This is a genomic window from Chryseobacterium sp. PTM-20240506 (assembly GCF_048296755.1).
GTDB lineage: Bacteria > Bacteroidota > Bacteroidia > Flavobacteriales > Weeksellaceae > Chryseobacterium > Chryseobacterium proteolyticum.
This window is the reverse complement of the sequence record NZ_CP182581.1, coordinates 2509142-2530625: the sequence shown is the minus strand read 5'-3', so window position 1 is coordinate 2530625 and position 21484 is coordinate 2509142. Positions and strand designations below refer to the sequence as shown.

Here is a 21484-nt window from a genome sequence, read left to right as displayed (position 1 = left end):
ACAAGATGCCTCAATGTATTGAGGCATTTTTTTATGCCTTATTTTAAGTGAAAATATTCGCATGATTATGATTCTCAGAAATAAATAGCCAATTCATTTAAATTAAATCAATAAAGGAATTTTTATTTATCACGACTTTAAATAAAGTAAATTATTCACAATTTAAATACAAATGATAAAAAATTAACATTTATTAAGGAATTCATTTTATATATTTGCTTTCTTATATAATTTGATATAAAATATGATAGATCATCAATTTATTAATAATAAATTCGGGTTTTTAGGCAATGATTTTATAAATGAAGTTCATCAACATGGCATCACAGATAAGATCAAAGCAAAAACTGAACTGATCAGTGAGGGGGAGAAAATCAAATTTATTCCTTTCATGATTTCAGGTTCTGTAAAAGTATATTGCCTTAACGATGGCCGTGAACTGATCTACTACTACGTAAGACGTAATGAAAGCTGTGTAATGACTTTTTCATCTATTTTCAGTAACTATATCAGTAAGATTTATGCTATTACGGAAGAAGATTCAGAGGTATTGCTGATTCCTGTTGCCATAATGCACGAATGGCTAATTCGTTTTCCGGCAATTAACAGGGTTTTTTATCAGGAGTATGACAAACGGTTTATTGACGTAATGAATATGGTGAATGAGGCTGTTTTCCATCGGTTGGATAAGAGGGTGTTAAATTATATCAAACAACAAATTGCAATAACGGGAAGTCATCCTATCAAATTAACGCATAAGGAAATTGCCAACAATCTTGGAACATCCAGAGAAGTGGTGAGCAGGGTTCTTAAGAAAATTGAAAACGAAGGAGAAATACTGCAGGGAAAAGATGGGATACGTGTTGCCGTTAATGAAAATGTTAGCCAATTCTAATAATAATTGTTTTTAATAGTTATTTTTAATAAAGTAATTGATAAATACAATTTGTTAGGTGACTTTTATCACCTACTTTTAAAATCGTAACTCTATAAGTTTGCCATACTAATATTTTATTAAGAATTGTATGACAAAAACTCTCCTATTTTTGTCAGTGTTAGCTTCAACTCTTGCCTATTCACAGGAAGATTTGTTGAAGGACATTGACACCATTAAAACAAATACTGAAAATTCTCAACCCGCCTTTAAGGCGCTCCAGATTGTCACAGGACAGTCCACAAAACTTGCTGCTAAAAACGAATGGTATATTGTAGTCGCGCACCGTTTCGGTGACATCAGTACCGGGTTTAAAAACTTCTTTGGCCTAGATGATGCTTCTACAAAATTGGGAGCAATCTATGGTGTAACTGATTGGTTATCTTTAAACCTTTCAAGAGAAACGAACCAAAAAACATTTGAGGTTGGGGCGAAATATAAGCTTCTCAAGCAAAATGAAAACTTTCCGGTCGATGTCGTAGGATATAATGTTTTGGCTTTGAATACGGATTTGGATAAGGATAATTATCCAAATCTTCGTTTTAGCGACAGGCTTTCTTATCTTACTCAGGCGTTGATTTCGAGAAGATTTGATGACCGTTTGTCTCTTCAGCTTACTCCTTCTTATATCCATAAAAATCTTTATGACCAGAATATTGAAGATAAAAATCAATTCTTAACGGGGCTTGGGGGACGTTATAAGATCTCTAAAAGAATCTCTGTAAATGCTGAATATTTCGTGAATTTTGATAACCATAGTTTTTATAAAAATCCTTTATCGGTAGGGATGGATATAGAGACCGGAGGTCATGTATTTCAGCTTTTATTCAGTAATTCGCAACTTAATTCTGATATAGGCTACCTTTCCAATGCTGTGGGAAATTGGGGCAAAGGGCATATTTATTTTGGGTTTAATCTTTACAGAGTTTTTTAAGATGAAGATATTATTATACATCGTATCCTCGGCCGTTTTACTGATCTCGTGTGAAAGCAGAACCTATGATGAGATTTCAGACCATACGCCTATTACACAACATGTAAAGTTTACAGCCGATATAAAACCGATTATCGATGCCAACTGTATTAGTTGTCATTCTGCAAACGGGCCGGGCTCTTTTCAGCCTCTAACCAATTATAATCAGGTGAAGAATAATATTGATAAAATAATAGACCGAATACAGAGACCTAACGGAGATCCCGGGAAGATGCCACAGGGCGGATCACTTTCCGCGACTCAGATTAATTTATTTATCAAATGGAAAGCTGATGGGCTTGTCGAAAATTAAAATTAAAAAAAATGAAAAAATTAGTAGTATTAATAATTGCCTTGCTATCCGGCAACCTTGTTCTGGCTCAGAAATACAGCTCTAAAACGGGTAAGGTAACCTTTGAAGCATCGGTACCGTTATTTGAAGATGTATATGCCCAGGATGATAATAATGTAGCAGTAATCAATGCAGACACCGGGGATATAGCATCCATTTCGGTTGTAAAGAACTTTCATTTCAAAGTAAAGCTTATGGAAGAACACTTTAATGAAAGCTATGCCGAAACAGCCAAATATCCAAAGACAACCTTTACCGGAAAAATTGCAAATTTTGATAAAAGCAAACTTTCTGCAACCCCACAGAAATATACAGTACAGGGAACATTAAACTTTCATGGAGTTAATAAACCTGTTACTTCCACAGCAAGTATTTCTTCCAAGGACGGGAAAATATATATGCAGGGGACATTTGTAGCAAGACCCGCTGATTTTAATGTGACCATTCCAAAGATGGTGACCAAAAAGATTGCTGAGAATATTAATGTTGAATACAATTATATCCTGGTAAAACAATGAAAAACTTAATTCTGATTGTAAGTATGTTCCTGAGCTTTTCATTGACATCTGCCCAGGAAAAAGCAAAATCAATTTTTGATATTGCCAGAAGCGGAACTGTTGCTGAGGTTAAAGAGCTGATGAAGCAAGACCCGGATGTTATTAATAAGACAAATGAAAGCGGTTTTTCTCCTCTTATTTTAGCTTGTTACAGAGGTAATCTTGAAGTAGCTAAATTCCTCATTGAAAATGTAAAAGATGTTAATTATAAGAGCCGGGAAGGAACGGCCCTTGCGGGTCTTTCTGTTAAATATAATAAGGAATTGGTAGCGCTTTTATTAAAGAAAAATGCAGATCCTAATATCCAGGATTCAACCGGATCAACGCCTCTTTTCTGGGCCGTAAAATTCGGAAATAAAGAACTAATAGAATTATTATTAAAGCATAAAGCTGATAAACAAATCAAAGATTCAATGGGGATGACACCATTTGAATATGCCTTACAAACAAACAATAAAGACATCATTAACCTTTTAAAAAATTAAGAATATGAAAAAAGTTTTACTAACATTAGGCCTTATAATGGCGAGTATGGTCTCGGCACAGTTTTTCTCATCAGGTACTGTAAACCTGGGATCAACCGGAATGAGTGTAAAATTAGATACTTCACCAAGTTTGGTTACAATAACCCTAAAGGGACCGGATACAACTTTTTTGGGAATAGGTTTTGGAAACGTTGGTATGGCTAATGGGGCTGACGGGTTTGTTTATAATGCAAATTCTACAGCGAACACAAATTTAGATTATACCTTTGGTGGAATTGGCTCTATTTCTCCGGATGCTACACAGAATTGGACAATGACATCCAATACGACAAGTGGTGGTGTAAGAACTGTTGTTGCTACCAGATCTCTAACAGGAGGAGCGGAAGATTTTGCTATTTCAAATGCTGCGGGTTCGATTAACATTTTTTACGCAAAAGGAAATAACACGTTGAACTTGAGTTACCACGGTGGTACAAACAGAGGTTATGCAACATTAAACATGGCTGGAGCCTTATCAACCGGTGAGGTTATTGCTCAAAATAATAAGGTGGTTCTTTATCCTAATCCTGCAAAAGAAACTGTAAACTTCAAAAATGCTGATAAAATAAAATCGGTCGATATTTATGAAGCAACGGGAAGAAAAGTAAGATCTGTAAAATTAAACGGTGAGAATATCAGTGTTTCTGATTTAAAATCCGGAAACTATTATTTTGAAATTACATTGAAAGACGGGACTTTATCTTTTGAAAAACTGATCAAGGAATAAGAAAAAATTAAAGCTTAAAAATACCTCTATTTCTAGAGGTATTTTTACTATATAGAAAGCCTGCTTCGAATTCAGATTATTTCAATAATTTTAGTACCCATAAAATAAAATCAATGGAATTCAGAAATTTAGCAGACCTTACTTTTACGGACCTTTTAGATGTATTTAATCTTTCTTTTTCTGATTACCTTGTTCCTTTCCACTTAACACAAGAGCAGCTCTCTTCAAAGATTCATGTGGAGAAAATAGACATGACTCTTTCAGTAGGTACCTTTAATGAAGGGCAGATCGTAGCTTTTATTCTGCATGCCGAAAAAACAGAAGATGGAAAGCGGATGATATACAATGCCGGAACCGGAGTTGTACCTGATTTTCGCGGAAAAGGATTGGTGAAACAAATGTATGATTATATTCTTCCTGTACTTCAGGAAAGAAAAACAGATCTGATAATGCTTGAAGTCATTAATGGAAATGAGCCTGCTATCCGTGCCTATACTCATCTGGGATTCAAGATTACCCGAAGATTAGATTGTTATAAAGGAAATATAAAGCCTGCAGAGATAGGACCTGATATTACTATACAGCAGTTGAACAGTTTTCAATGGGAAGTATTTAAGTCTTTCTGGGATATTCAACCTTCCTGGCAAAGTTCCGTCATGGTACTTGAAAAAATGCGTGAAGACTTGATAATTCTCGGTGCATATAAAAAAGATGAGTTAATAGGGTACTCTATTTTTAATCCTGTAACCGGAAAAGTATATCAGATAGCAGTAAGTAAAGAGTATAGGAGAAATAGAATTGGAACGGATCTTTTAAGGGGCATTGCTGAGAAGAGTGAAGGAAAGATAATAAGTATAAATAATGTTGATGATTCTTCTGAATCTACTACTAAATTTCTTAATGCGGTGGGGCTTGAAAATTGGGTGTCGCAGTTTGAGATGGAGAATAGTCAACTTTTTAATTATTGTGTATAATTTTCGTGAGTTTTCAATTTCTTTAATATAGTTTTAATCCATTAAACTTTCCCGGGAAGAAGATAGGGTGTAACTTTGCGGAAAATTTTTATAATGAAGCGCGGAATACAAATTTTACTTCTGTTTATTTCTATGATAGGGTGGGCTCAGAAAGCTCCTGTTGATACCACGCAGATCATAACTCCAAACCGATACAACAGCGTTGATGCTCAAACCAAACCATATGTGATCATGATTTCTACAGATGGTTTCCGATATGATTATGCTAAAAAATATCATGCTGAAAATCTTTTAAACTTATCCAATAACGGGGTTCAGGCAAAAGCAATGATTCCAAGTTATCCGAGTATCACATTTCCTAACCATTGGAGCCTGATCACAGGATTATATCCTGCCCATCATGGATTGATTGATAACTTCTTCTATGATTACAAGAGAAAGGAATTTTATGCAATGAGTGACAAGAAAAATGCTGAAGACGGGAGCTGGTATGGAGGGCTTCCTCTTTGGGGGCTGGCAGAAAAACAGGGAATGATTTCTGCGACAATGATGTGGGTAGGCTCAGCAAGTGATGCCGGTGGAGAAAGACCTACTTATTATTATGCTTATCACGACCAATTTACTCCTTCTGAAAAAGTAGATAAGGTGGTGAACTGGCTGAAATTACCCATGGATAAAAGACCTCATTTTATTACATTGTATTTCCCTGAAGTAGACGGGAGCGGCCATCATTTCGGACCGGATTCAAAAGAAACTGAAGGTGCCGTGCATTTTATAGATAAAGCCATCGGAGAGCTTGTTCAGAAAGTAAATAACTTAGGACTGAAAAATGTGAATTTCATTTTTGTTTCAGACCATGGAATGATCAAAGTAGATAGGGGAACCCCTTTGGAAATTCCTAAAATGCTGTTCGATAAAAGTAGGTTTGATTTCTATAATTCCCAGACGTTATTGAGGGTTGTGGTAAAGAATCCTGAAGAAACTAAAACTGTTTACAATGAACTCAAAGCCGGTAAGACAGACGACTATGACGTGTATTTAGATAAAAGGCTTCCAAAATACCTGCATTTTGGAACCAGAGATGATCAATACCATAGAATCGGACAGATTCTTTTGATACCAAAAGCACCCAAGATATTTTTGGAAAAAGGAAAAACGACTTCCGTTGGAAAGCATGGATATAATCCAAGGCTTGTACCAGAAATGAAAGCAACATTTTTAGCCTGGGGGCCGCAATTTAAAAGTAATGTGGTGATTGATGAATTTGCAAATGTTCATGTTTATCCTTTAGTAGCAGAAATCTTGGGTTTAAAAAATGATCAGCCAATTGACGGAAAACTAAAAGTTCTGAAAGGAACTTTAAAAGATAATTAGAGTTTACTTCTTAATAAAAAGTTTCGGCGCACCTTTGGTGCGCCGAAACTTTTTCTATGATTCAGATTGTGATTCTTCCGCATCATTTTCTGAAAAGTTAATTTTAAAAATTAAATTGAGTTGCAAACTCTTTAGCAAACTCTTCTAATTTAGTTCCTCCCGTGACAGGCGAGCCGTGTTCAACAAAATCTTTTTGGACAACTCCTGTTCGTATTCCTCTTCCCATTTCAGTATATAATTCTGCCATTTCCTGAGGAAGGCCTCCTTGTAGCGCTCCGTTCAAATACTCTTCATCTGTAAATTCTACCCACGGCAATTCAGGCTTTCCTATGGCTGAGCCTAAAACAGAGGCAAAGTCAGAACCTGGACGGATATCACTTACGGCATATCTTATTTTTTTACCATCGGTATTTTTAACCAGTTCTTCAGCAGCTATTTTTGCAATATCAACCGGGTGAACTACAGGAATATTTGTATTTTCAGGATAATTTCCTCCTATAATTCCTGCGTTTTGTATCAATGGAATATCATTAAAGAAGTTATTATAAAAATAACCAGCACGAACGAATGTTACCGATGTGTTTTCTAATCCGTTATAAAGATTTTCAATCTGATGGAGACCTTTAATCGGACCATTTTCTATCGGAGAAGCTGCACCTACACTGCTTAGCATAACAACGTGTTTCACATTTGTTTTTTTGATGGCTTCTGTATAGTTTTTTCCAACACTGATTGTATCTTCAACGATTTGAGTAGCTCCCAAATTAGGCGGGGTCATTACAAATACGGCATCTGCACCTTCAAATGTTTTAATTAAAAAGTCCAGATCTGTAATGGATCCGATGGCTGCTTTTGCTCCTAAGGATTGTATTCCATTTTTTTTAGATTCGCTGCTGCTGATAACGGTAATATCATGCCCTTCAGCAATAAGTTGCTGAGCTAATGGTTGGGCAACATTTCCTAATGAACCTGTGATGATGATTTTCATATGTAAATTTTTTATTGTTTGTATTTTTTTATTTCTGAGAACAAAGTTATATTTGTACTTACTTTTATACAAGTACTTACCCTAAAGTATGTGTCATGACAGCAATTAAAGAAAGTTCTACAATTCAGGAAAACAAAAAGAATATACTGGACCAGTGCCCGGTAATGTACGTTATGGAAAAAATCGGAGGTTTCTGGAAACCAATTATATTATTTCAGTTGTCTACAGGAGGGAAACGTTACAGTGAGTTAAAAAGGGCAATCCCGGAAGTCACAGAAAAAATGCTCATCCAGCATTTAAAACAATTGGAAGCGGATGGTTTGATCATCAGAACTGCAAAGCCTGTGGTGCCTCCTCATGTGACCTATGAACTTAGTGAAGCAGGGAATAAGCTTGCTCCTGTAATCGATGCTATGGCAGACTGGGCTTTTCAGGATATGAAGGGACAGCATAACTGGAAACCTGTTTAATACATATTTTAAAATACAACATAACAAAAAGCCCTTCATCTGAAGGGCCTTTCTATTAAAAAAATATCCGAAGAATTATAAAGTCTGCATATCAATCACAAAGCGGTATCTTACGTCGCTTTTTAACATCCTTTCATAAGCTTCGTTGATTTCGTTCATTTTGATGATTTCAATTTCAGAAACAATATTATGTTTCCCGCAGAAATCAAGCATCTCCTGTGTCTCAGCAATTCCCCCAATTACAGAGCCTGCTACAGATTTTCTCCCCATGATCATTGGAACTGTTTGAAGGATAGGTTCAAGACCTCCGAGATATCCTACAAGAACCAATGTTCCGCTGATATTTAATGTTGTAATATAAGGGTTAACGTCATGAACATAAGGAACGGTATCGATGATCACATCAAATTTTCCCTTTACAGAATCCATTTCTGCCTGCTCTGTAGAAATAACCACATGATCAGCTCCTAATTGTTTGGCATCTTCTGTTTTTCCGGGAGTTCTTGAGAAAAGAGTTACTTCAGCCCCTAATCCTTTAGCCAGTTTAATTGCCATATGTCCTAATCCTCCCAATCCGATAACAGCAACTTTTGATCCTGGTCCTACATTCCAATGTCTTAGTGGAGACCATGTTGTAATTCCTGCGCAAAGAAGCGGAGCCACTGCTGCTAGATCAAGATTTTCAGGAATTCTTAAAACGTGGTCGGAATCTACAACCACTTTCTGTGAATAACCACCAAAAGTATGTCCTCCCAAATGTTTGTCTTTTCCATTATAAGTTCCTGTAAAACCATTTAAACAATATTGTTCAAGATCATGTTTACAGCTCTCGCATGTCCCACATGAATCCACAATACATCCAACACCTGCAAGGTCTCCGACTTTGAATTTTGTAACTTCATTTCCGATTTTAGTAATTCTCCCTATAATTTCATGTCCGGGAACTGCAGGGTAGATCGTTCCTCCCCAGTCGTTTCTTGCTGTGTGAAGGTCAGAGTGGCAAACTCCGCAATAGAGTATTTCAATCTCCACATCATTAGGAGTTGGTTCCCTTCTTTCAATATTCATTTCTTTCAGGTCCGCTGTGGTAGACTCTGCTCCGTACGCTTTTACTGTGAATGTGCTCATTTGTTTTTAAATTTTAAGTTAGTGTTTTTGTTCATAAATTGTATTCTTCTCAGTCACCGGATCCGTATATTTAATAATACCGTTTGGAGTATTCGGGTTGATGGTACTATTTGTACATTTACTTTCCGGACTAGTAACTACCTGGAAGAATGTTGATGATAGCCTCAGGGTTCAGAAATCCATACATACTATCCTTTTTCAGGATGATAGAAAGTTTCTTGTTATTAAGATCAGTCTCAGGCATAAGAATGTCGTTATTTCTTTGCATTACCTTTTCGGTCTGGTATAACTGTTTAAGATACGTACCCGGTTAATTCCTCGGGGAAAGTATCCAATTGACTTTCTTATCCGGCAAACATCTTTTGTTTTCGAATGTTATCATTACAATGCAAAAGTCGATTCTTTTCGTTAAACAGCACTTATACAGATTACAGAAACATTTACCAATATTACAGACTCTATTAAAAGTAAAACAGAAAGTGGTAATTTTGAATAAGATTTAAAACGGATGCTATGGAAAATCAGGATATTAAAATAATCAACAGTGTTTCGGAATATAATAAAATGATGAATCATGAAACCTTGCATCCTTTGGTGAGCATTATTGACTTCTCTAAGTCCAATCCTATTTCCCAATATAGAAGGAGCTATGGTTTTTATACCGTATTTCTGAAAGATGTAATGTGTGGAGATATGTATTACGGAAAGAATAACTACGATTATCAGGAAGGGACGCTGGTTTTTATAGCACCGGGGCAAGTGTATGGGATGAGTAATGACGGGACCTATGTGCAACCAGGAGGATATGCTCTGATATTTCATCCCGATCTTATAAAAGGAACTAATCTGGGGAAAAATATTAAAGATTATTCTTTCTTTTCTTATGATGTTCATGAAGCTTTACACCTTTCCGAAAAAGAAAGAGAAATTATCCTGGAATGCTTTAAAAATATAAGGCTTGAACTGGAGCAATCCATTGATAAACACAGTAAATCCCTTATCGTAAACAATATCGAATTATTTCTCAACTATTGTATGCGCTTTTATGATCGCCAGTTTATTACCCGTGATCATGTAAATCAAGGCGTTATCGGGAAGTTTGAAAATCTTCTGAATGATTACCTGAAATCCGATAAACCCAAGAATATTGGATTTCCAATGGTCAATTATTTTGCTGAACAACTTAATCTTTCGGCGAATTATTTTGGTGATTTAATTAAAAAAGAATTAGGAGTTTCTGCCCAGGAATTTATCCATAATAAACTGATTGATGTTGCAAAAGAGGAAATTTATAATCCATCGAAATCAATCAGCCAGATTTCTTATGACCTGGGTTTTAAGTATCCCCAGCATTTTACAAGGTTGTTTAAGGCAAAAGTCGGAGTATCACCAAGTGAATACAAAACTTTAAATTGATTGAATTATCGTCGAAGTTTATTTATAGATTTCTATCATTTGCGTTTAAACGAATCGTGAGAATAGGTAATTTCTTTCAAATAGATTCGGGTTTTTCAGAAAAGTGAATTATTTTTAAAGGAAGAAATTTCCGGATAATGAAATCACAGCAGAATATCGGTACTCATATTTTTCAAACCCCGTTTGCGAAAATTATTGCTTTAAAAGAAAATGGTGTAATTAAAGCCAAAGGTATTCGCTATGCCAGGTCTGTAAGATTTCAAAAACCTATTCCTGTACAGCCGTCATCCTCGGAACTTCTTTTTCCGGATAAAACACCGGTCTGTCCACAAAGTATAAGCCCTTTAATTGAAAAAATGATTGGCCCCACGGATCTTAATGGTTTTGAGATTGAAGAATCTACTCAATTTCTTTCTGTTATTCGTCCCGATAATGAGCATACCAGCTTGCCTGTGATTGTTTGGATACATGGAGGCTCTCATGAAATAGGGTGTGGGGATCTTTCCACATCAGATGCGAGCAATTGGGTGAAGGAACAAGATATCATTGTAGTGTCGGTTTCCTATCGCCTGGGGTTGTTCGGTTTTTTAGGAGGCGATGAAGAAAGGCCTGCTAATCTTGGGTTATTTGATATTATTGAAGCATTAAAATGGATTCAAACGAATATAGAAAGCTTTGGAGGAAACCCTGAAAATATTACACTTCTGGGGCAATCATCCGGCGGAGATGCGATCGCCCATCTGATGATTTCAGAAGGTGTTGAAGGCCTTTTCAAAAGGGTGATCATTCAAAGTGCACCGTTAGGTCTTCGCCACAAAAGACAAAAAATGTCAGCCGAATTTCTTAAAAATACGGATTCAATAAAACATGAAACCGATGTCTTAAAGATGATGGAAGAATACAAAAAAAGGATTCCTTCTGTTATTAAATACGGATTAAAAGCAGTGATGCCTTTTGGTATTCAATATGGATTTCCTCCTTTATGCAATGAAGATGAGTCAGAGGAAAGATGGAAAGCGAGTGCTGGAAAAATTGATGTTTTAATTGGACTCAATAATGATGAAACTGCATTCTATCTAAAAACTTCCGAAGCACTCAATACTTATTTTGGTAAAGGTTTTGGTCAGAAGATCATTAATAAAACAGTTCAGCTGACTACAGAAAAAATCTATGGGAAACCTGCAGAACTTTTTGCTGAAAATTATGCTAAAGCCGGAGGTAATGTTTATTTGTTCAGGATCTATTCCAGAATTACGGATAATGAAATAGGAGCTGCGCACAGTATTGATCTTCCTTTGCTTTTTGGAAATGAAGAAGCATGGCAGTCTGCAGGGCTTATAAAAAACATTCCCTGGGAGTATATCCATCATAATGGAAGAAAATTAAGAGCTGTGTGGGCAGAGTTTTCAAGAACTGGAAGGATATCCGGAGAATCATTGAAACCCGATATTTTGGCATTGAGAAAAATATAGTTTGGTTCCGACCTTCGTATCACTAAATATTTTTATCATTTAGGTGCTCAATTTTTTTTATCTATGTGAAAATTATGTAAGGCGGGGGTATGGCTACTTCATTCCTTGTTACCACTTATTTTTATTGCTTTGGTTTTGTGTTTTCATATGTGAAATCCAGTATTTGGTATTTTTTATTCAATATTGTGTGTGTTATTTTGTTATATTTGAGTTATTAATCCCTGGAATGTAATAATTATGGAAAATATTTTCACAAATTATTAATAAAATAAATGCTGAAACGGTAAGGCGGTGAGAGAGACAATTAAAGACTAAAATCTTTTAACCATATAAAACCAAGCAATTATGAAAACAAAATTTCAATGGAATGAATTGAGCCGGGAAGTACTCAAAAACTTACTGGCTGGATCTCCTGGGGAACCTGCTTATTGTGTTTCGGATACGGGTCCGGGAGAAGGAGGATGCAACCCGGGTTATATCTGTGAGAATGGGAAGTGTGTTCCTTATAACCCTTCCGGTGGCGGAAGTACCGGAGGTGGAACAGGAGGAGGGCCGACAGGTCCAACGCATACCTGTTACTGCGGAACTTACTCGTATGTAACTTCTGATCCATGTCCATATACTTGTTTTAGTGACTAAACTTAATCAAATATTTTACAAAATGAAAAAAACTAATTTACCAGCAGGCCGTATAAGAAAAATAGAGCGGCAGGAACTTAAAGCTTTAAAAGCCGGAGGAATTATCCGTGACAGAGTATGCTGTACTTCAAATGAAGACAACCAATGCTGTGAATGGGCAAGTGATATATGGAATTGCAGATATTTCTACTGCTAAAAGCCAATAGTATAAAGACATTTCAAATGTACATAACCGGATGATGCTTTCCTGGTTATGTACATTTAATTTAATTGTATCTATTCAGGGACCCAGACGCTTACATTTCCAGCAGGAACAGGAAAATTTCCCCAGCCTTTTTCATCAATAACTACTCTGTCTTCGAATCTTCCAAGCAGATCATAGAAACTTTGCCCCGAATACTTTTCCCCCATTTCCATGGGTTTATTGTAAGCATCTTTATTACTTAGGACAACAGCACAGCCCGTGTGCTCGTCATCTCCTTCACGAACCCATCCCAAGCAGTTAGCATCTTCAAAATAATCTTTCTGGATTCCATAGGCATGTTCTTTTCGCGCCTTTAGCAGTTCTTCAATTCCATTTACTTTATTCAGGAAAATTTCCTGATCATTTCCCTCCCGGTCCTTATCTACGTAATGGGCTCCGTACAAATCGGGATAAAATACACAAGGATAGCCGTCTTCCCTGAGGAGGATCAAAGCATAGGCAAGAGGTTTGAACCACTCTTCTACAGGAGCTTCAAGGTCTTGTAAAGGCTGGGTATCATGATTATCAACAAGACTTACGGAATGCAGCGGGTCAGCCTGAGTGAGAGTGCCATCAAAAATCCTTCTCAGATCATAAGATCCTCCCTCTTTGGAAGCATTGTGGAAATTGTTTTGAAGAGAGCTGTCAAATAAGCTCATGCACCCTTCCGTAACTTCAATATATTTTTGGAGTAAATTCAAATATCCAGGTGCCCAGTATTCTCCAACAGCAAAGATATTTTTGCCTGAATTGGACCGGATAAGTGTTAGCCATTCTTTATAAAAATCAAAAGAAATATGTTTTAAAGCATCCAGCCTTACACCATCAAAGTCGGTCTGATCAAAATACCATTTGGCCCATGCGTTGAGTTCTTCACGAACAAATGGATTGCGATGCTCAATATCATTATACATCAGATAATCATAATTGCCTTTTTCATCATCAATCATCTCTTCCCAGTCGTTTCCATATTCGGACTGTATTTTGAAGATATGCGAATCCATTCCTTCGGCATAATCTACGCCGCTGAAACAAGTTGCATTCCATTCAAAGTCAGAATATTTTTTATTTCTTCCAGGGAAAGTAAACTTGGTATAGGACTGTATTTCGATAACATCTGAAATTACCTTTTCCCTGTTATTTTCATCCACTTTTACTGCTTTCATTGTTTCCAGCTCGTCGCCACCGGCTTTATGCCCTAATACAACATCTACAATAACCTGGATATTTTGTTCCTTTAAAGCCTTTATTGCTTTTAAGTAATCATCTTTGGTTCCATACTTTGTGGGAATACTTCCTTTCTGGTCGAATTCTCCCAGGTCAAAAAGGTCATAAGCATCATATCCTGTTGAATAACCTCCACTAGTTCCCTTGTAAGCGGGTGGGAACCAAACTGAAGTTATACCAAGTTCGGCTAAATAAGCAGATTGTTTTTGAGCCTCCTTCCAGAGTGTTTGGTTTCCGTCTGAGTACCAGTGGAAAAACTGAATCATCGTTGGGTTCATACATTATAGAATTTGGTTACTACAATGTAGTGAAAATTTCTAATTATTAATGCCCAAACTCCTGAAACGGTATTTTTAGTTGAACAGAAACCTGCTTTTTTTCCTCAGTATTAAGGTGGGCAAGGGATAAGCCTAATAACCTGACAGGTTTATCAAAGGGTCTTAATTCCCAAAGCTTTTTGGAGGTTTTGTAGTATTCTTCTTCAGAAACATAGTAATCTTCTTTTGTCATGCTCCTGGTAAACAGTGAAAAATCTTTATACTTTATTTTTAAAGTGAGGGATCTGCCCAGAATATTATTTTTTTGTAACCTTTGATGTAGTTCTGCACTTAAGCTTTCCAGTTTCTCATTGATTTGCTGTTCATCATAGAGATCTTCAAAAAAAGTCCTTTCTACAGCTACACTTTTCTGGATGCGATGAGGTTTAACTTCTGAATGATGAATTCCACGAACAACATTGTAATAGTAGTTTCCGGATTTTCCGAACAGGCTTACTAATTCCTGTAATGTTTTTTTCTTTAAATCTTTTCCCTTGAAAATCCCCAGCGTAAACATTTTGTTGGCCGTAACTTTTCCTACCCCGTAGAATTTTTCAACGGGTAGTTCTTCCAGAAAACTTTCAATTTTGTCGGGGTGAATGGTTTTTTGTCCGTTCGGTTTATTGATATCCGAAGCTACCTTTGCTAAAAATTTATTAACTGAAATACCGGCTGAGGCAGTAAGACCTGTTTGTTCAAAGATTTTTTTGCGGATTTCTCTCGCAATATCATTGGCGGATTCTATTCCTTTTTTGTTTTCAGTCACATCCAGATAAGCTTCATCCAGGGACAATGGCTCTACCAGGTCGGTATACTCATGAAAGATCTCTCTTATCTTTCTGGAAATTTCTTTGTAACGGGCGAAGCGGGGAGGAACAAAAATGAGATGCGGGCATTTTTCTTTTGCTGTTTTACTTGGCATGGCAGAACGGACACCGAATTTTCTTGCTTCATAACTGGCAGCTGAAACTACACCCCGATGCTCTCCTCCCACGGCAATTGGTTTTCCTCTAAGCGCAGGATTATCATGCTGCTCCACAGAAGCATAAAATGCATCCATATCTACATGTATAATCTTGCGAATGGGAAAAGAAAAATCCATATCACAAAGATATGGATTCATTTATTTCTATATTTCAATAAATTAATATCATTTTTTCAATCTCATGGTAAGGAGCACAGGTTCAAATCCTACTTTTTCATAAGCTTTTACAGCAGATTCATTCTGATCATAAACATCTAATCTTATTTCTTTCATTCCCCTTTCTTCTGACCACTTTATGAGTCTATCTATAACGGATTGATTGATTCCCTGTCCCCTGTGTTCCGGTTTTACATACATAAACCCCAGATATGCATACTCTTTGAAATTAAAATAATCCTTTTCCGCTTTTTTAATCATCGCATATCCCGACGCAACGATTTCATGATCCTTTTCCGCTACAATAAGGGTAGCATCTTCAGACTCAATCAAAGAAACTAAATCATAATAATGAATGGTACCGTTAATAAGGGTTGGATTATAGGGCCTTTCTGCAGTAACTACACCTTGTTCGAATTCAAGAAGAGTTTTCAGGTCTTCTTTTGTTGCTTCTCTTAAAGTTACCATATTATTGTAAAAGTTTATTGATGGTGGCTTGTATTTCAGGATCTTCCGGTGAGATGGCGTAGTATTTTGCAATAGCTGATTTCTGGTCGATCACCATGTATCTCGGAATCCAGTTGAGGTCAATATAATTATTAAAGTCATTTTTCCATCCTGATGCAAACCAATAATTATCTTTGTCTTTCATATCAAATCTTTCAAGGCTTTTATCGAAACCTTCTTTCGATCTTTCCAGAGAAAGAAATACAAAGTCTATGTTCGGATTATTTTTTTCGAGTTCCTGTGCTTTTGGAAGTGCCTTCAGGCAATCTCTGCACCAACCGGCCCAAAAATCAATGACCACCACTTTTCCTTTGTGCTGGTTAAGAATTTCCTGCATAGTAATGCTCTTTCCCTCTTCATTTTCAAGCTTTTGTTGTAAAGCTTCTTTGGAAAAACTGGTTTTAAGTACTTTAGGAACTTCCTGAGAATAAAATGTCCCAAATGTTCCAAGCATAAAAAATATGAATAGCTTTTTCATTTTCAATTTCATTTTTTACAAATCTAAACAATGAAACGAAGTTATGAATTGCTTTTTGGATTAATTGGCAAAAATTTAAGAAATCGAAAAATTCGATAAAAAAGAACTACTGATAATTTTTAACCAGACCTTTTACTACCGTGATTACGTTGGGCATTGCTTTATTGGCTGCATTAAGAACTTCTTCGTGAGAAACGGCTAATGCAATATCGGGTCCGCCAAGATCCGTAATAACTGAAATACAAAAAACATCCATATCCATATGACGGGCAACAATAACTTCCGGAACAGTACTCATTCCTACCATATCACCACCTATAGCTTTTATCATTCCATATTCTGCGGGTGTTTCAAAGGTAGGTCCCTGTAATGCGACATAGATTCCCTGGTGAATTCTAATGTTATTTTCTGAAGCAGTGCGTTCTGCGATACTGATCATTTTTTTATTATAAGGCTCGCTCATATCGACAAACCTCGGGCCTAGTTCTTCTATATTCTTACCACGAAGAGGATGTTCAGGCATCATATTGATGTGATCTTTCAGAATAACAATGTCGGCGACCCTGAATTCAGGATTTACTCCTCCGCAGGCATTTGAAAGAAGTAGGTTTTTAATACCGATCAGATGAAAAATCCTTACAGGAAATACCACAGTTTCGATAGAATGGCCTTCATAATAATGAAAGCGTCCACTCATTATCAATACCTTTTTACCTTCTAAAATACCATATATCAGCTGACCTCCATGACCAGCCACTGTTGTTTGAGGAAAGTTAGGAATGTCTTTGTATTCCAATATGTGTATTGGCTGAACTTCATCTTTCAGTTTTCCCAGGCCGGATCCTAATACGATTGCAAAATCAGGCGTATCCTGAATGATGTTTTTGATGAAGGCTGCGGTTTCTTTAATTTTTCCTAACATAATCCGAGATGATTTGATTAAACTCTTCCTTTTTGTCAATGATTACATTGATAGGCCAGTAATAAACAATATCTCTAAGATAGTCAAAGGTTTTTAAACGAACATAATCTTTCTCGGTTGTTAAGATCAATTTATATTCGCCCAGTTTCTTATATTCAGCAATTATTTTTTTGATGTCTTCGTCGGAAAAATTATGATGATCCCTGAATTTAAGGTGTTTTACTCTATGTGAAAATTTTGCCAGATGCTCCAGCAATGGTTTTGGATTGGCAATCCCTGTAATTAAAAGAATGTCATAATAATTCAGGTTGTTGTCAGGAAGCATTTTTTCTCTTCCGTATACATTTTCGTCATATCCGATAGATGAAAAGAATACTTTCTGGTGACGCTCAGGTCTTATTCTGGAAATATAATACTGTTTGGTCTCCTCCGTCAGTTCATCAGGACATTTGCTGACCATAATAAGATCGGCTCTTTTTACCCCGGCTCTTGATTCCCTGAGATCCCCTGCCGGAAGAAGGTGGTCCCTAAAATACGGGTCATTAAAATCCGTCATCAGAATATTAAATCCTGCTTTGATCGCCCTATGCTGAAAAGCATCGTCCAGTACAAGAACATCCAGGTCCATGTCATCAATGACTTTTTTGGCTCCAGGCACTCTTTCCTCAGAAACTGCAATAACGAAACGGTTCTTAAAACGTTCAAAAAGCTGCATCGCTTCATCACCTACCATTTTGTAGTTGCTGTCATAATTGGTCACCTCATAACCTTTTGTAAGTCTTCCGTAACCTCGGGAAAGGACACCGGTTCTGTAATGTTTGGATAAAAACTGAGCAAGGTACATCACCATTGGCGATTTTCCACTTCCGCCAACGGACAAATTGCCGACATTGATGATCGGCGTTTTGAATTTCGTAGATTTAAAGATCCCCAGATCATACATTGTGTTTCGGATACCCGTTACCAAATGATAACCTACAGAGAAGGGATAAAGGTACCATCTTTTCATACGATTGCAAAAATAGTAATTTTTAAGAGGATTTGGCTGAATATTCTCAATGACTTTTCAACAAATATTTCATAAAATTAAAGTATTTTTGTGGAGTTATTATACTACATTGAGGTACTTTATAGAGTTTTCTTACAACGGTAAAAATTATTTCGGTTATCAGATCCAGCCGGACGCCAATTCTGTACAGGAAGAATTGGAAAAAGCACTATCCACTATTTTACGGGAAGAGATTAAAATTACAGGAGCCGGAAGGACGGACACCGGTGTTCATGCAAAAAAAATATTCGCCCACTTTGATACCCAGGTGGCTTTTAATGATCAGCTCAGTCACAGGCTGAACAGCTTTCTTCCGCCTGATATTGCTGTTAAGAGGATTTTTCCTGTAAAAGATGATTTTCATGCCCGGTTTGATGCCACCTACAGAACATACGAATATTATATTTCTTTAGAAAAAAATCCATTTACACTGGAATCTGCATGGCAACATTGGAAAAGACCTTTGAGCATCGATGCAATGAATGAAGCCTGTAAAATTTTATTCGAGTATAAGGATTTTACGAGTTTTGCCAAATTGAAAACAGATAATAAGACCAATATCTGCCACATTTACAAAGCAGAGTGGGAACAGGAAGGAAGCGAACTTAAATTTACCGTTTCTGCCAACCGTTTTCTCAGGAATATGGTACGGGCAATCGTGGGGACAATGGTGGAAATCGGTGCAGGAAAAATGAAGCCCGAAGATCTGAGAAAAGTTATTGAAAATAAAAACCGTAACTCGGCCGGCACTTCTGCTCCGGCACAAGGATTATTTCTCGTAGATGTAGGCTACGAATTTTAAAAAACAAAAAACTATAATCATTATGATGTCTATTTTTATCCTGATTGGAGCGTACAGATACTATGCTGCACTGGCAGAAAGATTTGGGAAAACCAAATGGCATTTTGGACTGTTGGGTATAGGGATCTATCTGGGGTTTCAGGTTGCGTTTTTATTTTGCTATGGTTTCTATATCGCACTTACTAACCCAGGTTCTTTACATGATAACGATTATACCGGATATAGCCTTGTGAATGTAATAAGCTGGCTATGTGCAATAGCTGTTGTGTGGGGAATTTACCAGTTTCTTGAAAAAAAGTTTACAAAAGAAACCATCCATAAACCAAGCCTGGAAATTGAGGAGATAGGGAGTAAGGAAAATGCATAACAATAGGATATTCATATTTTAAATAATTGATATCCGTTATTTTCTATTGGTATTTGGATAAGTTGTTCTCGCTTTCAAATTATAAAGTGTTATTTTTGCATGGAATTTATTTAATTCTTTCTTTCAATTTGTACAATGAAAAAACAAGATACCTGGGGAATTATTAAAAGGCTTTTCTTTATCGGAATGAAATTCCGGTCCTGGTTTATCCTTACTTTAATCATTTCCGTTTTACTTTCCATCGTTTCTACTTACAGACCTTACCTTACCATGGAAGTTGTAGATAATGATATCACCAGGCTGCAGGATAAAGCTCTGATGATGAAGCATATCTACATTTTGGTAGGATTGGTTGTTGCAGAAACTGTTTTAAACTTTTTCCTGGTCTATTTCTCCAATTATATTTCTCAGAATGTAATCAGGGATATCAGAGAGAGGTTGTATTCTAAACTTATTTATTTCAGGACATCATTTTTTGATAAAACACCTATAGGACAACTGGTAACACGTGCCGTTGGGGATGTGGAAACCATTGCTACAGTTTATACGGACGGATTCCTTATGGTTTTCGGGGATATTTTGAGAATCGTCTTTGTATTAGTGATGATGTTCAGTACTAATGTTCATCTGAGCTATATTACACTGGCTATACTTCCTTTGATGGTGGTTATTACCCGTTTTTTTCAAAAGAGGCTGAAAAAAGCATTTGGAGATGAAAGAACCTGGACGGCGAATCAGAATTCCTTTGTTCAGGAAAGATTAGCCGGAATGCCAATTATACAGGTGTTCAACAGACAGGAAGCTGAATTTAAAAAATTTGATGATATCAATATTACCCTAAAGGCTGCATTGCTGAAAACCGTTTTTATCTTTTCATTATTTTTTCCTGTAGTAGAACTTATCTCATCCCTATTTATTGGGTTTATCCTTTTCTATGGAGGATATATTACCATTAGTGCGGGGGTGGTTATTGCTTTTATCCAGTATATTTCAATGCTGATCAGACCTTTACGCCAGATCGCAGACCGATTTAATAATATCCAGCGTGGAATTGTAGGTGCAGAAAGGGTACTGGGATTAATGGATGAGGATTATGCGATGCCTAATCACGGAACAGTAAAAAAAGATCACTTCAATGGTAAAATTGAATTCAGGGATGTTCGTTTTGCTTACGATGAAAAGCAGGAAGTACTGAAAGGAATCAATTTCAAAGTGAATCCGGGAGAAACAGTTGCTATTGTCGGAGCTACAGGAGCAGGTAAATCTACGATCATCAGTCTGATCACGAGGCTGTATGATATCAATTCCGGGGAGATTTTTATTGATAATGTAGAGCTGAAAGATTATGAATTATATAATCTCAGAAGTCATATTGGGGTGGTATTACAAGATGTTTTCCTTTTCCATGGAAGTATCTTTGAAAATCTCTCTTTTGGAGATGAAAGTATTACCCTGGATAAAATAAAAGCAGGGGCCAGAGAAATTGAAGTAGATGAATTCATTCAGCAGCTTCCGGGTGGTTATGATTATGTAGTCAGTGAAAGAGGCTCGTCGATCTCATTAGGGCAAAGGCAGTTATTGTCTTTCTTGAGAGCTTATCTGTCCGATCCGAAAATTTTGATCCTCGATGAAGCTACCTCTTCAATTGATCATGAAAGTGAAAAACTGATTCAGAGGGCTACGGAGAAAATCACGAAAAACAGGACTTCGATTATTATTGCACACAGGCTTTCAACCATTGAAAAAGCGGATAAGATTATCGTAATGGAACATGGTAAAATTGTAGAAGAAGGAAAGCATTTGGAGTTGCTTGATCAAAATGGGTATTATTCCACATTGTATAAAGCACAGCTGAGACATGAAGTAGAAATGGAAGAAGAAAACCGGGCGTCAAAATAATAAT

At 36.6% G+C, this 21484-nt stretch carries 25 protein-coding genes; 16 read left to right on the top strand and 9 right to left on the bottom strand.

The window, feature by feature from the left end:
- Positions 1–244 precede the first annotated feature (244 nt).
- From ACNFU2_RS11200 to ACNFU2_RS11165, 8 genes are all read left to right on the top strand, one after another.
- A complete protein-coding gene (locus ACNFU2_RS11200) occupies positions 245–895 on the top strand; it encodes a Crp/Fnr family transcriptional regulator (protein WP_172280657.1) in 651 nt (216 codons plus the stop codon).
- Between the two features lie 130 nt (positions 896–1025).
- Positions 1026–1868, top strand: coding sequence for a DUF5777 family beta-barrel protein (locus tag ACNFU2_RS11195; protein WP_418121690.1), 843 nt, complete (start codon positions 1026–1028; stop codon positions 1866–1868).
- A gap of 1 nt (position 1869) precedes the next feature.
- The gene (locus tag ACNFU2_RS11190; RefSeq protein ID WP_418121688.1) at positions 1870–2220 is read left to right on the top strand and encodes a c-type cytochrome; all 351 of its coding nucleotides are present in this window, start codon (positions 1870–1872) and stop codon (positions 2218–2220) included.
- An 11-nt stretch (positions 2221–2231) separates the two neighbouring features.
- On the top strand, positions 2232–2777 hold the full coding sequence (locus ACNFU2_RS11185; RefSeq protein WP_172280649.1) for a YceI family protein: 546 nt from the start codon (positions 2232–2234) through the stop codon (positions 2775–2777).
- Positions 2774–3301, top strand: coding sequence for an ankyrin repeat domain-containing protein (locus ACNFU2_RS11180; RefSeq protein WP_273649568.1), 528 nt, complete (start codon positions 2774–2776; stop codon positions 3299–3301). Before ACNFU2_RS11185 ends, ACNFU2_RS11180 begins: the two co-directional genes overlap by 4 nt.
- A 4-nt stretch (positions 3302–3305) precedes the next feature.
- Entirely contained in the window at positions 3306–4067 is a 762-nt protein-coding gene (locus tag ACNFU2_RS11175; RefSeq protein WP_418121684.1) for a T9SS type A sorting domain-containing protein, read from the top strand.
- A 113-nt stretch (positions 4068–4180) separates the two neighbouring features.
- Complete coding sequence (locus ACNFU2_RS11170; RefSeq protein WP_418121682.1) at positions 4181–5041, top strand: GNAT family N-acetyltransferase; 861 nt, start codon at positions 4181–4183, stop codon at positions 5039–5041.
- Positions 5042–5134: 93 nt separating this feature from the next.
- Positions 5135–6415: an ectonucleotide pyrophosphatase/phosphodiesterase gene (locus ACNFU2_RS11165; RefSeq protein WP_418121680.1), complete on the top strand. Its 1281-nt coding sequence runs from the start codon at positions 5135–5137 to the stop codon at positions 6413–6415.
- Positions 6416–6518: 103 nt separating this feature from the next.
- On the opposite strand, the gene ACNFU2_RS11160 is transcribed toward ACNFU2_RS11165, so the two are convergent.
- Positions 6519–7403, bottom strand: coding sequence for an NAD(P)H-binding protein (locus ACNFU2_RS11160; protein WP_273649560.1), 885 nt, complete (start codon positions 7401–7403; stop codon positions 6519–6521).
- Between the two features lie 95 nt (positions 7404–7498).
- On the opposite strand from ACNFU2_RS11160, the gene ACNFU2_RS11155 reads away from it, so the two are divergent.
- Positions 7499–7873 carry a winged helix-turn-helix transcriptional regulator gene (locus tag ACNFU2_RS11155; protein ID WP_273649558.1) on the top strand — a complete coding sequence of 125 codons (375 nt, stop codon included), beginning with the start codon at positions 7499–7501 and terminating at the stop codon, positions 7871–7873.
- A 75-nt stretch (positions 7874–7948) separates the two neighbouring features.
- On the opposite strand, the gene ACNFU2_RS11150 is transcribed toward ACNFU2_RS11155, so the two are convergent.
- Both ACNFU2_RS11150 and ACNFU2_RS11145 read right to left on the bottom strand, forming a co-directional pair.
- Positions 7949–9001, bottom strand: a complete 1053-nt coding sequence (locus ACNFU2_RS11150) for an NAD(P)-dependent alcohol dehydrogenase (RefSeq protein ID WP_172280628.1) — start codon at positions 8999–9001, stop codon at positions 7949–7951.
- A 130-nt stretch (positions 9002–9131) separates the two neighbouring features.
- Positions 9132–9269 carry a hypothetical protein gene (locus ACNFU2_RS11145; protein WP_172280626.1) on the bottom strand — a complete coding sequence of 46 codons (138 nt, stop codon included), beginning with the start codon at positions 9267–9269 and terminating at the stop codon, positions 9132–9134.
- A 245-nt stretch (positions 9270–9514) separates the two neighbouring features.
- Here ACNFU2_RS11145 and ACNFU2_RS11140 point away from each other — a divergent pair, with 245 nt between their 5' ends.
- The 4 genes from ACNFU2_RS11140 to ACNFU2_RS11125 all read left to right on the top strand — a co-directional run bounded on the left by ACNFU2_RS11140 (position 9515) and on the right by ACNFU2_RS11125 (position 12724).
- Entirely contained in the window at positions 9515–10417 is a 903-nt protein-coding gene (locus ACNFU2_RS11140) for a helix-turn-helix domain-containing protein (protein ID WP_172280624.1), read from the top strand.
- Between the two features lie 137 nt (positions 10418–10554).
- Positions 10555–11889 (top strand): carboxylesterase family protein, encoded by a 1335-nt coding sequence (locus ACNFU2_RS11135; protein ID WP_273649553.1) that lies wholly within the window; start codon positions 10555–10557, stop codon positions 11887–11889.
- Between the two features lie 345 nt (positions 11890–12234).
- Positions 12235–12528: a hypothetical protein gene (locus ACNFU2_RS11130; protein ID WP_172280621.1), complete on the top strand. Its 294-nt coding sequence runs from the start codon at positions 12235–12237 to the stop codon at positions 12526–12528.
- Between the two features lie 22 nt (positions 12529–12550).
- Positions 12551–12724, top strand: coding sequence for a hypothetical protein (locus tag ACNFU2_RS11125; RefSeq protein WP_418121676.1), 174 nt, complete (start codon positions 12551–12553; stop codon positions 12722–12724).
- Positions 12725–12804: 80 nt separating this feature from the next.
- Here ACNFU2_RS11125 and ACNFU2_RS11120 read toward each other — a convergent pair whose 3' ends face one another.
- The 6 genes from ACNFU2_RS11120 to lpxK all read right to left on the bottom strand — a co-directional run bounded on the left by ACNFU2_RS11120 (position 12805) and on the right by lpxK (position 18373).
- Complete coding sequence (locus ACNFU2_RS11120; RefSeq protein WP_273649551.1) at positions 12805–14277, bottom strand: alpha-amylase; 1473 nt, start codon at positions 14275–14277, stop codon at positions 12805–12807.
- Positions 14278–14323: 46 nt separating this feature from the next.
- Positions 14324–15418, bottom strand: a complete 1095-nt coding sequence (gene dinB, locus ACNFU2_RS11115; RefSeq protein ID WP_273651062.1) for a DNA polymerase IV — start codon at positions 15416–15418, stop codon at positions 14324–14326.
- A gap of 48 nt (positions 15419–15466) precedes the next feature.
- A complete protein-coding gene (locus tag ACNFU2_RS11110) occupies positions 15467–15925 on the bottom strand; it encodes a GNAT family N-acetyltransferase (protein ID WP_172280615.1) in 459 nt (152 codons plus the stop codon).
- A 1-nt stretch (position 15926) separates the two neighbouring features.
- The gene (locus tag ACNFU2_RS11105) at positions 15927–16442 is read right to left on the bottom strand and encodes a TlpA family protein disulfide reductase (protein ID WP_273649548.1); all 516 of its coding nucleotides are present in this window, start codon (positions 16440–16442) and stop codon (positions 15927–15929) included.
- A gap of 106 nt (positions 16443–16548) precedes the next feature.
- Positions 16549–17364, bottom strand: coding sequence for a purine-nucleoside phosphorylase (locus tag ACNFU2_RS11100; protein WP_172280611.1), 816 nt, complete (start codon positions 17362–17364; stop codon positions 16549–16551).
- Positions 17348–18373: a tetraacyldisaccharide 4'-kinase gene (lpxK, locus tag ACNFU2_RS11095; protein WP_172280609.1), complete on the bottom strand. Its 1026-nt coding sequence runs from the start codon at positions 18371–18373 to the stop codon at positions 17348–17350. Before lpxK ends, ACNFU2_RS11100 begins: the two co-directional genes overlap by 17 nt.
- A 49-nt stretch (positions 18374–18422) precedes the next feature.
- On the opposite strand from lpxK, the gene truA reads away from it, so the two are divergent.
- The 3 genes from truA to ACNFU2_RS11080 all read left to right on the top strand — a co-directional run bounded on the left by truA (position 18423) and on the right by ACNFU2_RS11080 (position 21480).
- Entirely contained in the window at positions 18423–19214 is a 792-nt protein-coding gene (truA, locus tag ACNFU2_RS11090) for a tRNA pseudouridine(38-40) synthase TruA (RefSeq protein WP_273649546.1), read from the top strand.
- 22 nt (positions 19215–19236) lie between these two features.
- A complete protein-coding gene (locus tag ACNFU2_RS11085; RefSeq protein ID WP_273649544.1) occupies positions 19237–19581 on the top strand; it encodes a hypothetical protein in 345 nt (114 codons plus the stop codon).
- Between the two features lie 135 nt (positions 19582–19716).
- Positions 19717–21480, top strand: coding sequence for an ABC transporter ATP-binding protein (locus tag ACNFU2_RS11080; RefSeq protein ID WP_418121671.1), 1764 nt, complete (start codon positions 19717–19719; stop codon positions 21478–21480).
- The last annotated feature ends 4 nt before the right edge of the window (positions 21481–21484 follow it).

What these genes read in the sequence shown, in the direction of transcription:
- ACNFU2_RS11125 (WP_418121676.1), top strand. Translation starts at nt 12,551, where the DNA reads ATGAAAAAAACTAATTTACCAGCAGGCCGTATAAGAAAAATAGAGCGG.
- ACNFU2_RS11080 (WP_418121671.1), top strand. Translation starts at nt 19,717, where the DNA reads ATGAAAAAACAAGATACCTGGGGAATTATTAAAAGGCTTTTCTTTATC.
- ACNFU2_RS11180 (WP_273649568.1), top strand. Translation starts at nt 2,774, where the DNA reads ATGAAAAACTTAATTCTGATTGTAAGTATGTTCCTGAGCTTTTCATTG.
- ACNFU2_RS11175 (WP_418121684.1), top strand. Translation starts at nt 3,306, where the DNA reads ATGAAAAAAGTTTTACTAACATTAGGCCTTATAATGGCGAGTATGGTC.
- ACNFU2_RS11170 (WP_418121682.1), top strand. Translation starts at nt 4,181, where the DNA reads ATGGAATTCAGAAATTTAGCAGACCTTACTTTTACGGACCTTTTAGAT.
- ACNFU2_RS11200 (WP_172280657.1), top strand. Translation starts at nt 245, where the DNA reads ATGATAGATCATCAATTTATTAATAATAAATTCGGGTTTTTAGGCAAT.
- ACNFU2_RS11120 (WP_273649551.1), bottom strand. Translation starts at nt 14,277, where the DNA reads ATGAACCCAACGATGATTCAGTTTTTCCACTGGTACTCAGACGGAAAC.
- ACNFU2_RS11155 (WP_273649558.1), top strand. Translation starts at nt 7,499, where the DNA reads ATGACAGCAATTAAAGAAAGTTCTACAATTCAGGAAAACAAAAAGAAT.
- lpxK (WP_172280609.1), bottom strand. Translation starts at nt 18,373, where the DNA reads ATGAAAAGATGGTACCTTTATCCCTTCTCTGTAGGTTATCATTTGGTA.
- ACNFU2_RS11140 (WP_172280624.1), top strand. Translation starts at nt 9,515, where the DNA reads ATGGAAAATCAGGATATTAAAATAATCAACAGTGTTTCGGAATATAAT.
- ACNFU2_RS11145 (WP_172280626.1), bottom strand. Translation starts at nt 9,269, where the DNA reads ATGCAAAGAAATAACGACATTCTTATGCCTGAGACTGATCTTAATAAC.
- ACNFU2_RS11085 (WP_273649544.1), top strand. Translation starts at nt 19,237, where the DNA reads ATGATGTCTATTTTTATCCTGATTGGAGCGTACAGATACTATGCTGCA.
- dinB (WP_273651062.1), bottom strand. Translation starts at nt 15,418, where the DNA reads ATGGATTTTTCTTTTCCCATTCGCAAGATTATACATGTAGATATGGAT.
- ACNFU2_RS11195 (WP_418121690.1), top strand. Translation starts at nt 1,026, where the DNA reads ATGACAAAAACTCTCCTATTTTTGTCAGTGTTAGCTTCAACTCTTGCC.
- ACNFU2_RS11135 (WP_273649553.1), top strand. Translation starts at nt 10,555, where the DNA reads ATGAAATCACAGCAGAATATCGGTACTCATATTTTTCAAACCCCGTTT.
- ACNFU2_RS11130 (WP_172280621.1), top strand. Translation starts at nt 12,235, where the DNA reads ATGAAAACAAAATTTCAATGGAATGAATTGAGCCGGGAAGTACTCAAA.
- ACNFU2_RS11185 (WP_172280649.1), top strand. Translation starts at nt 2,232, where the DNA reads ATGAAAAAATTAGTAGTATTAATAATTGCCTTGCTATCCGGCAACCTT.
- ACNFU2_RS11100 (WP_172280611.1), bottom strand. Translation starts at nt 17,364, where the DNA reads ATGTTAGGAAAAATTAAAGAAACCGCAGCCTTCATCAAAAACATCATT.
- ACNFU2_RS11160 (WP_273649560.1), bottom strand. Translation starts at nt 7,403, where the DNA reads ATGAAAATCATCATCACAGGTTCATTAGGAAATGTTGCCCAACCATTA.
- ACNFU2_RS11110 (WP_172280615.1), bottom strand. Translation starts at nt 15,925, where the DNA reads ATGGTAACTTTAAGAGAAGCAACAAAAGAAGACCTGAAAACTCTTCTT.
- truA (WP_273649546.1), top strand. Translation starts at nt 18,423, where the DNA reads ATGACTTTTCAACAAATATTTCATAAAATTAAAGTATTTTTGTGGAGT.
- ACNFU2_RS11190 (WP_418121688.1), top strand. Translation starts at nt 1,870, where the DNA reads ATGAAGATATTATTATACATCGTATCCTCGGCCGTTTTACTGATCTCG.
- ACNFU2_RS11165 (WP_418121680.1), top strand. Translation starts at nt 5,135, where the DNA reads ATGAAGCGCGGAATACAAATTTTACTTCTGTTTATTTCTATGATAGGG.
- ACNFU2_RS11150 (WP_172280628.1), bottom strand. Translation starts at nt 9,001, where the DNA reads ATGAGCACATTCACAGTAAAAGCGTACGGAGCAGAGTCTACCACAGCG.
- ACNFU2_RS11105 (WP_273649548.1), bottom strand. Translation starts at nt 16,442, where the DNA reads ATGAAAAAGCTATTCATATTTTTTATGCTTGGAACATTTGGGACATTT.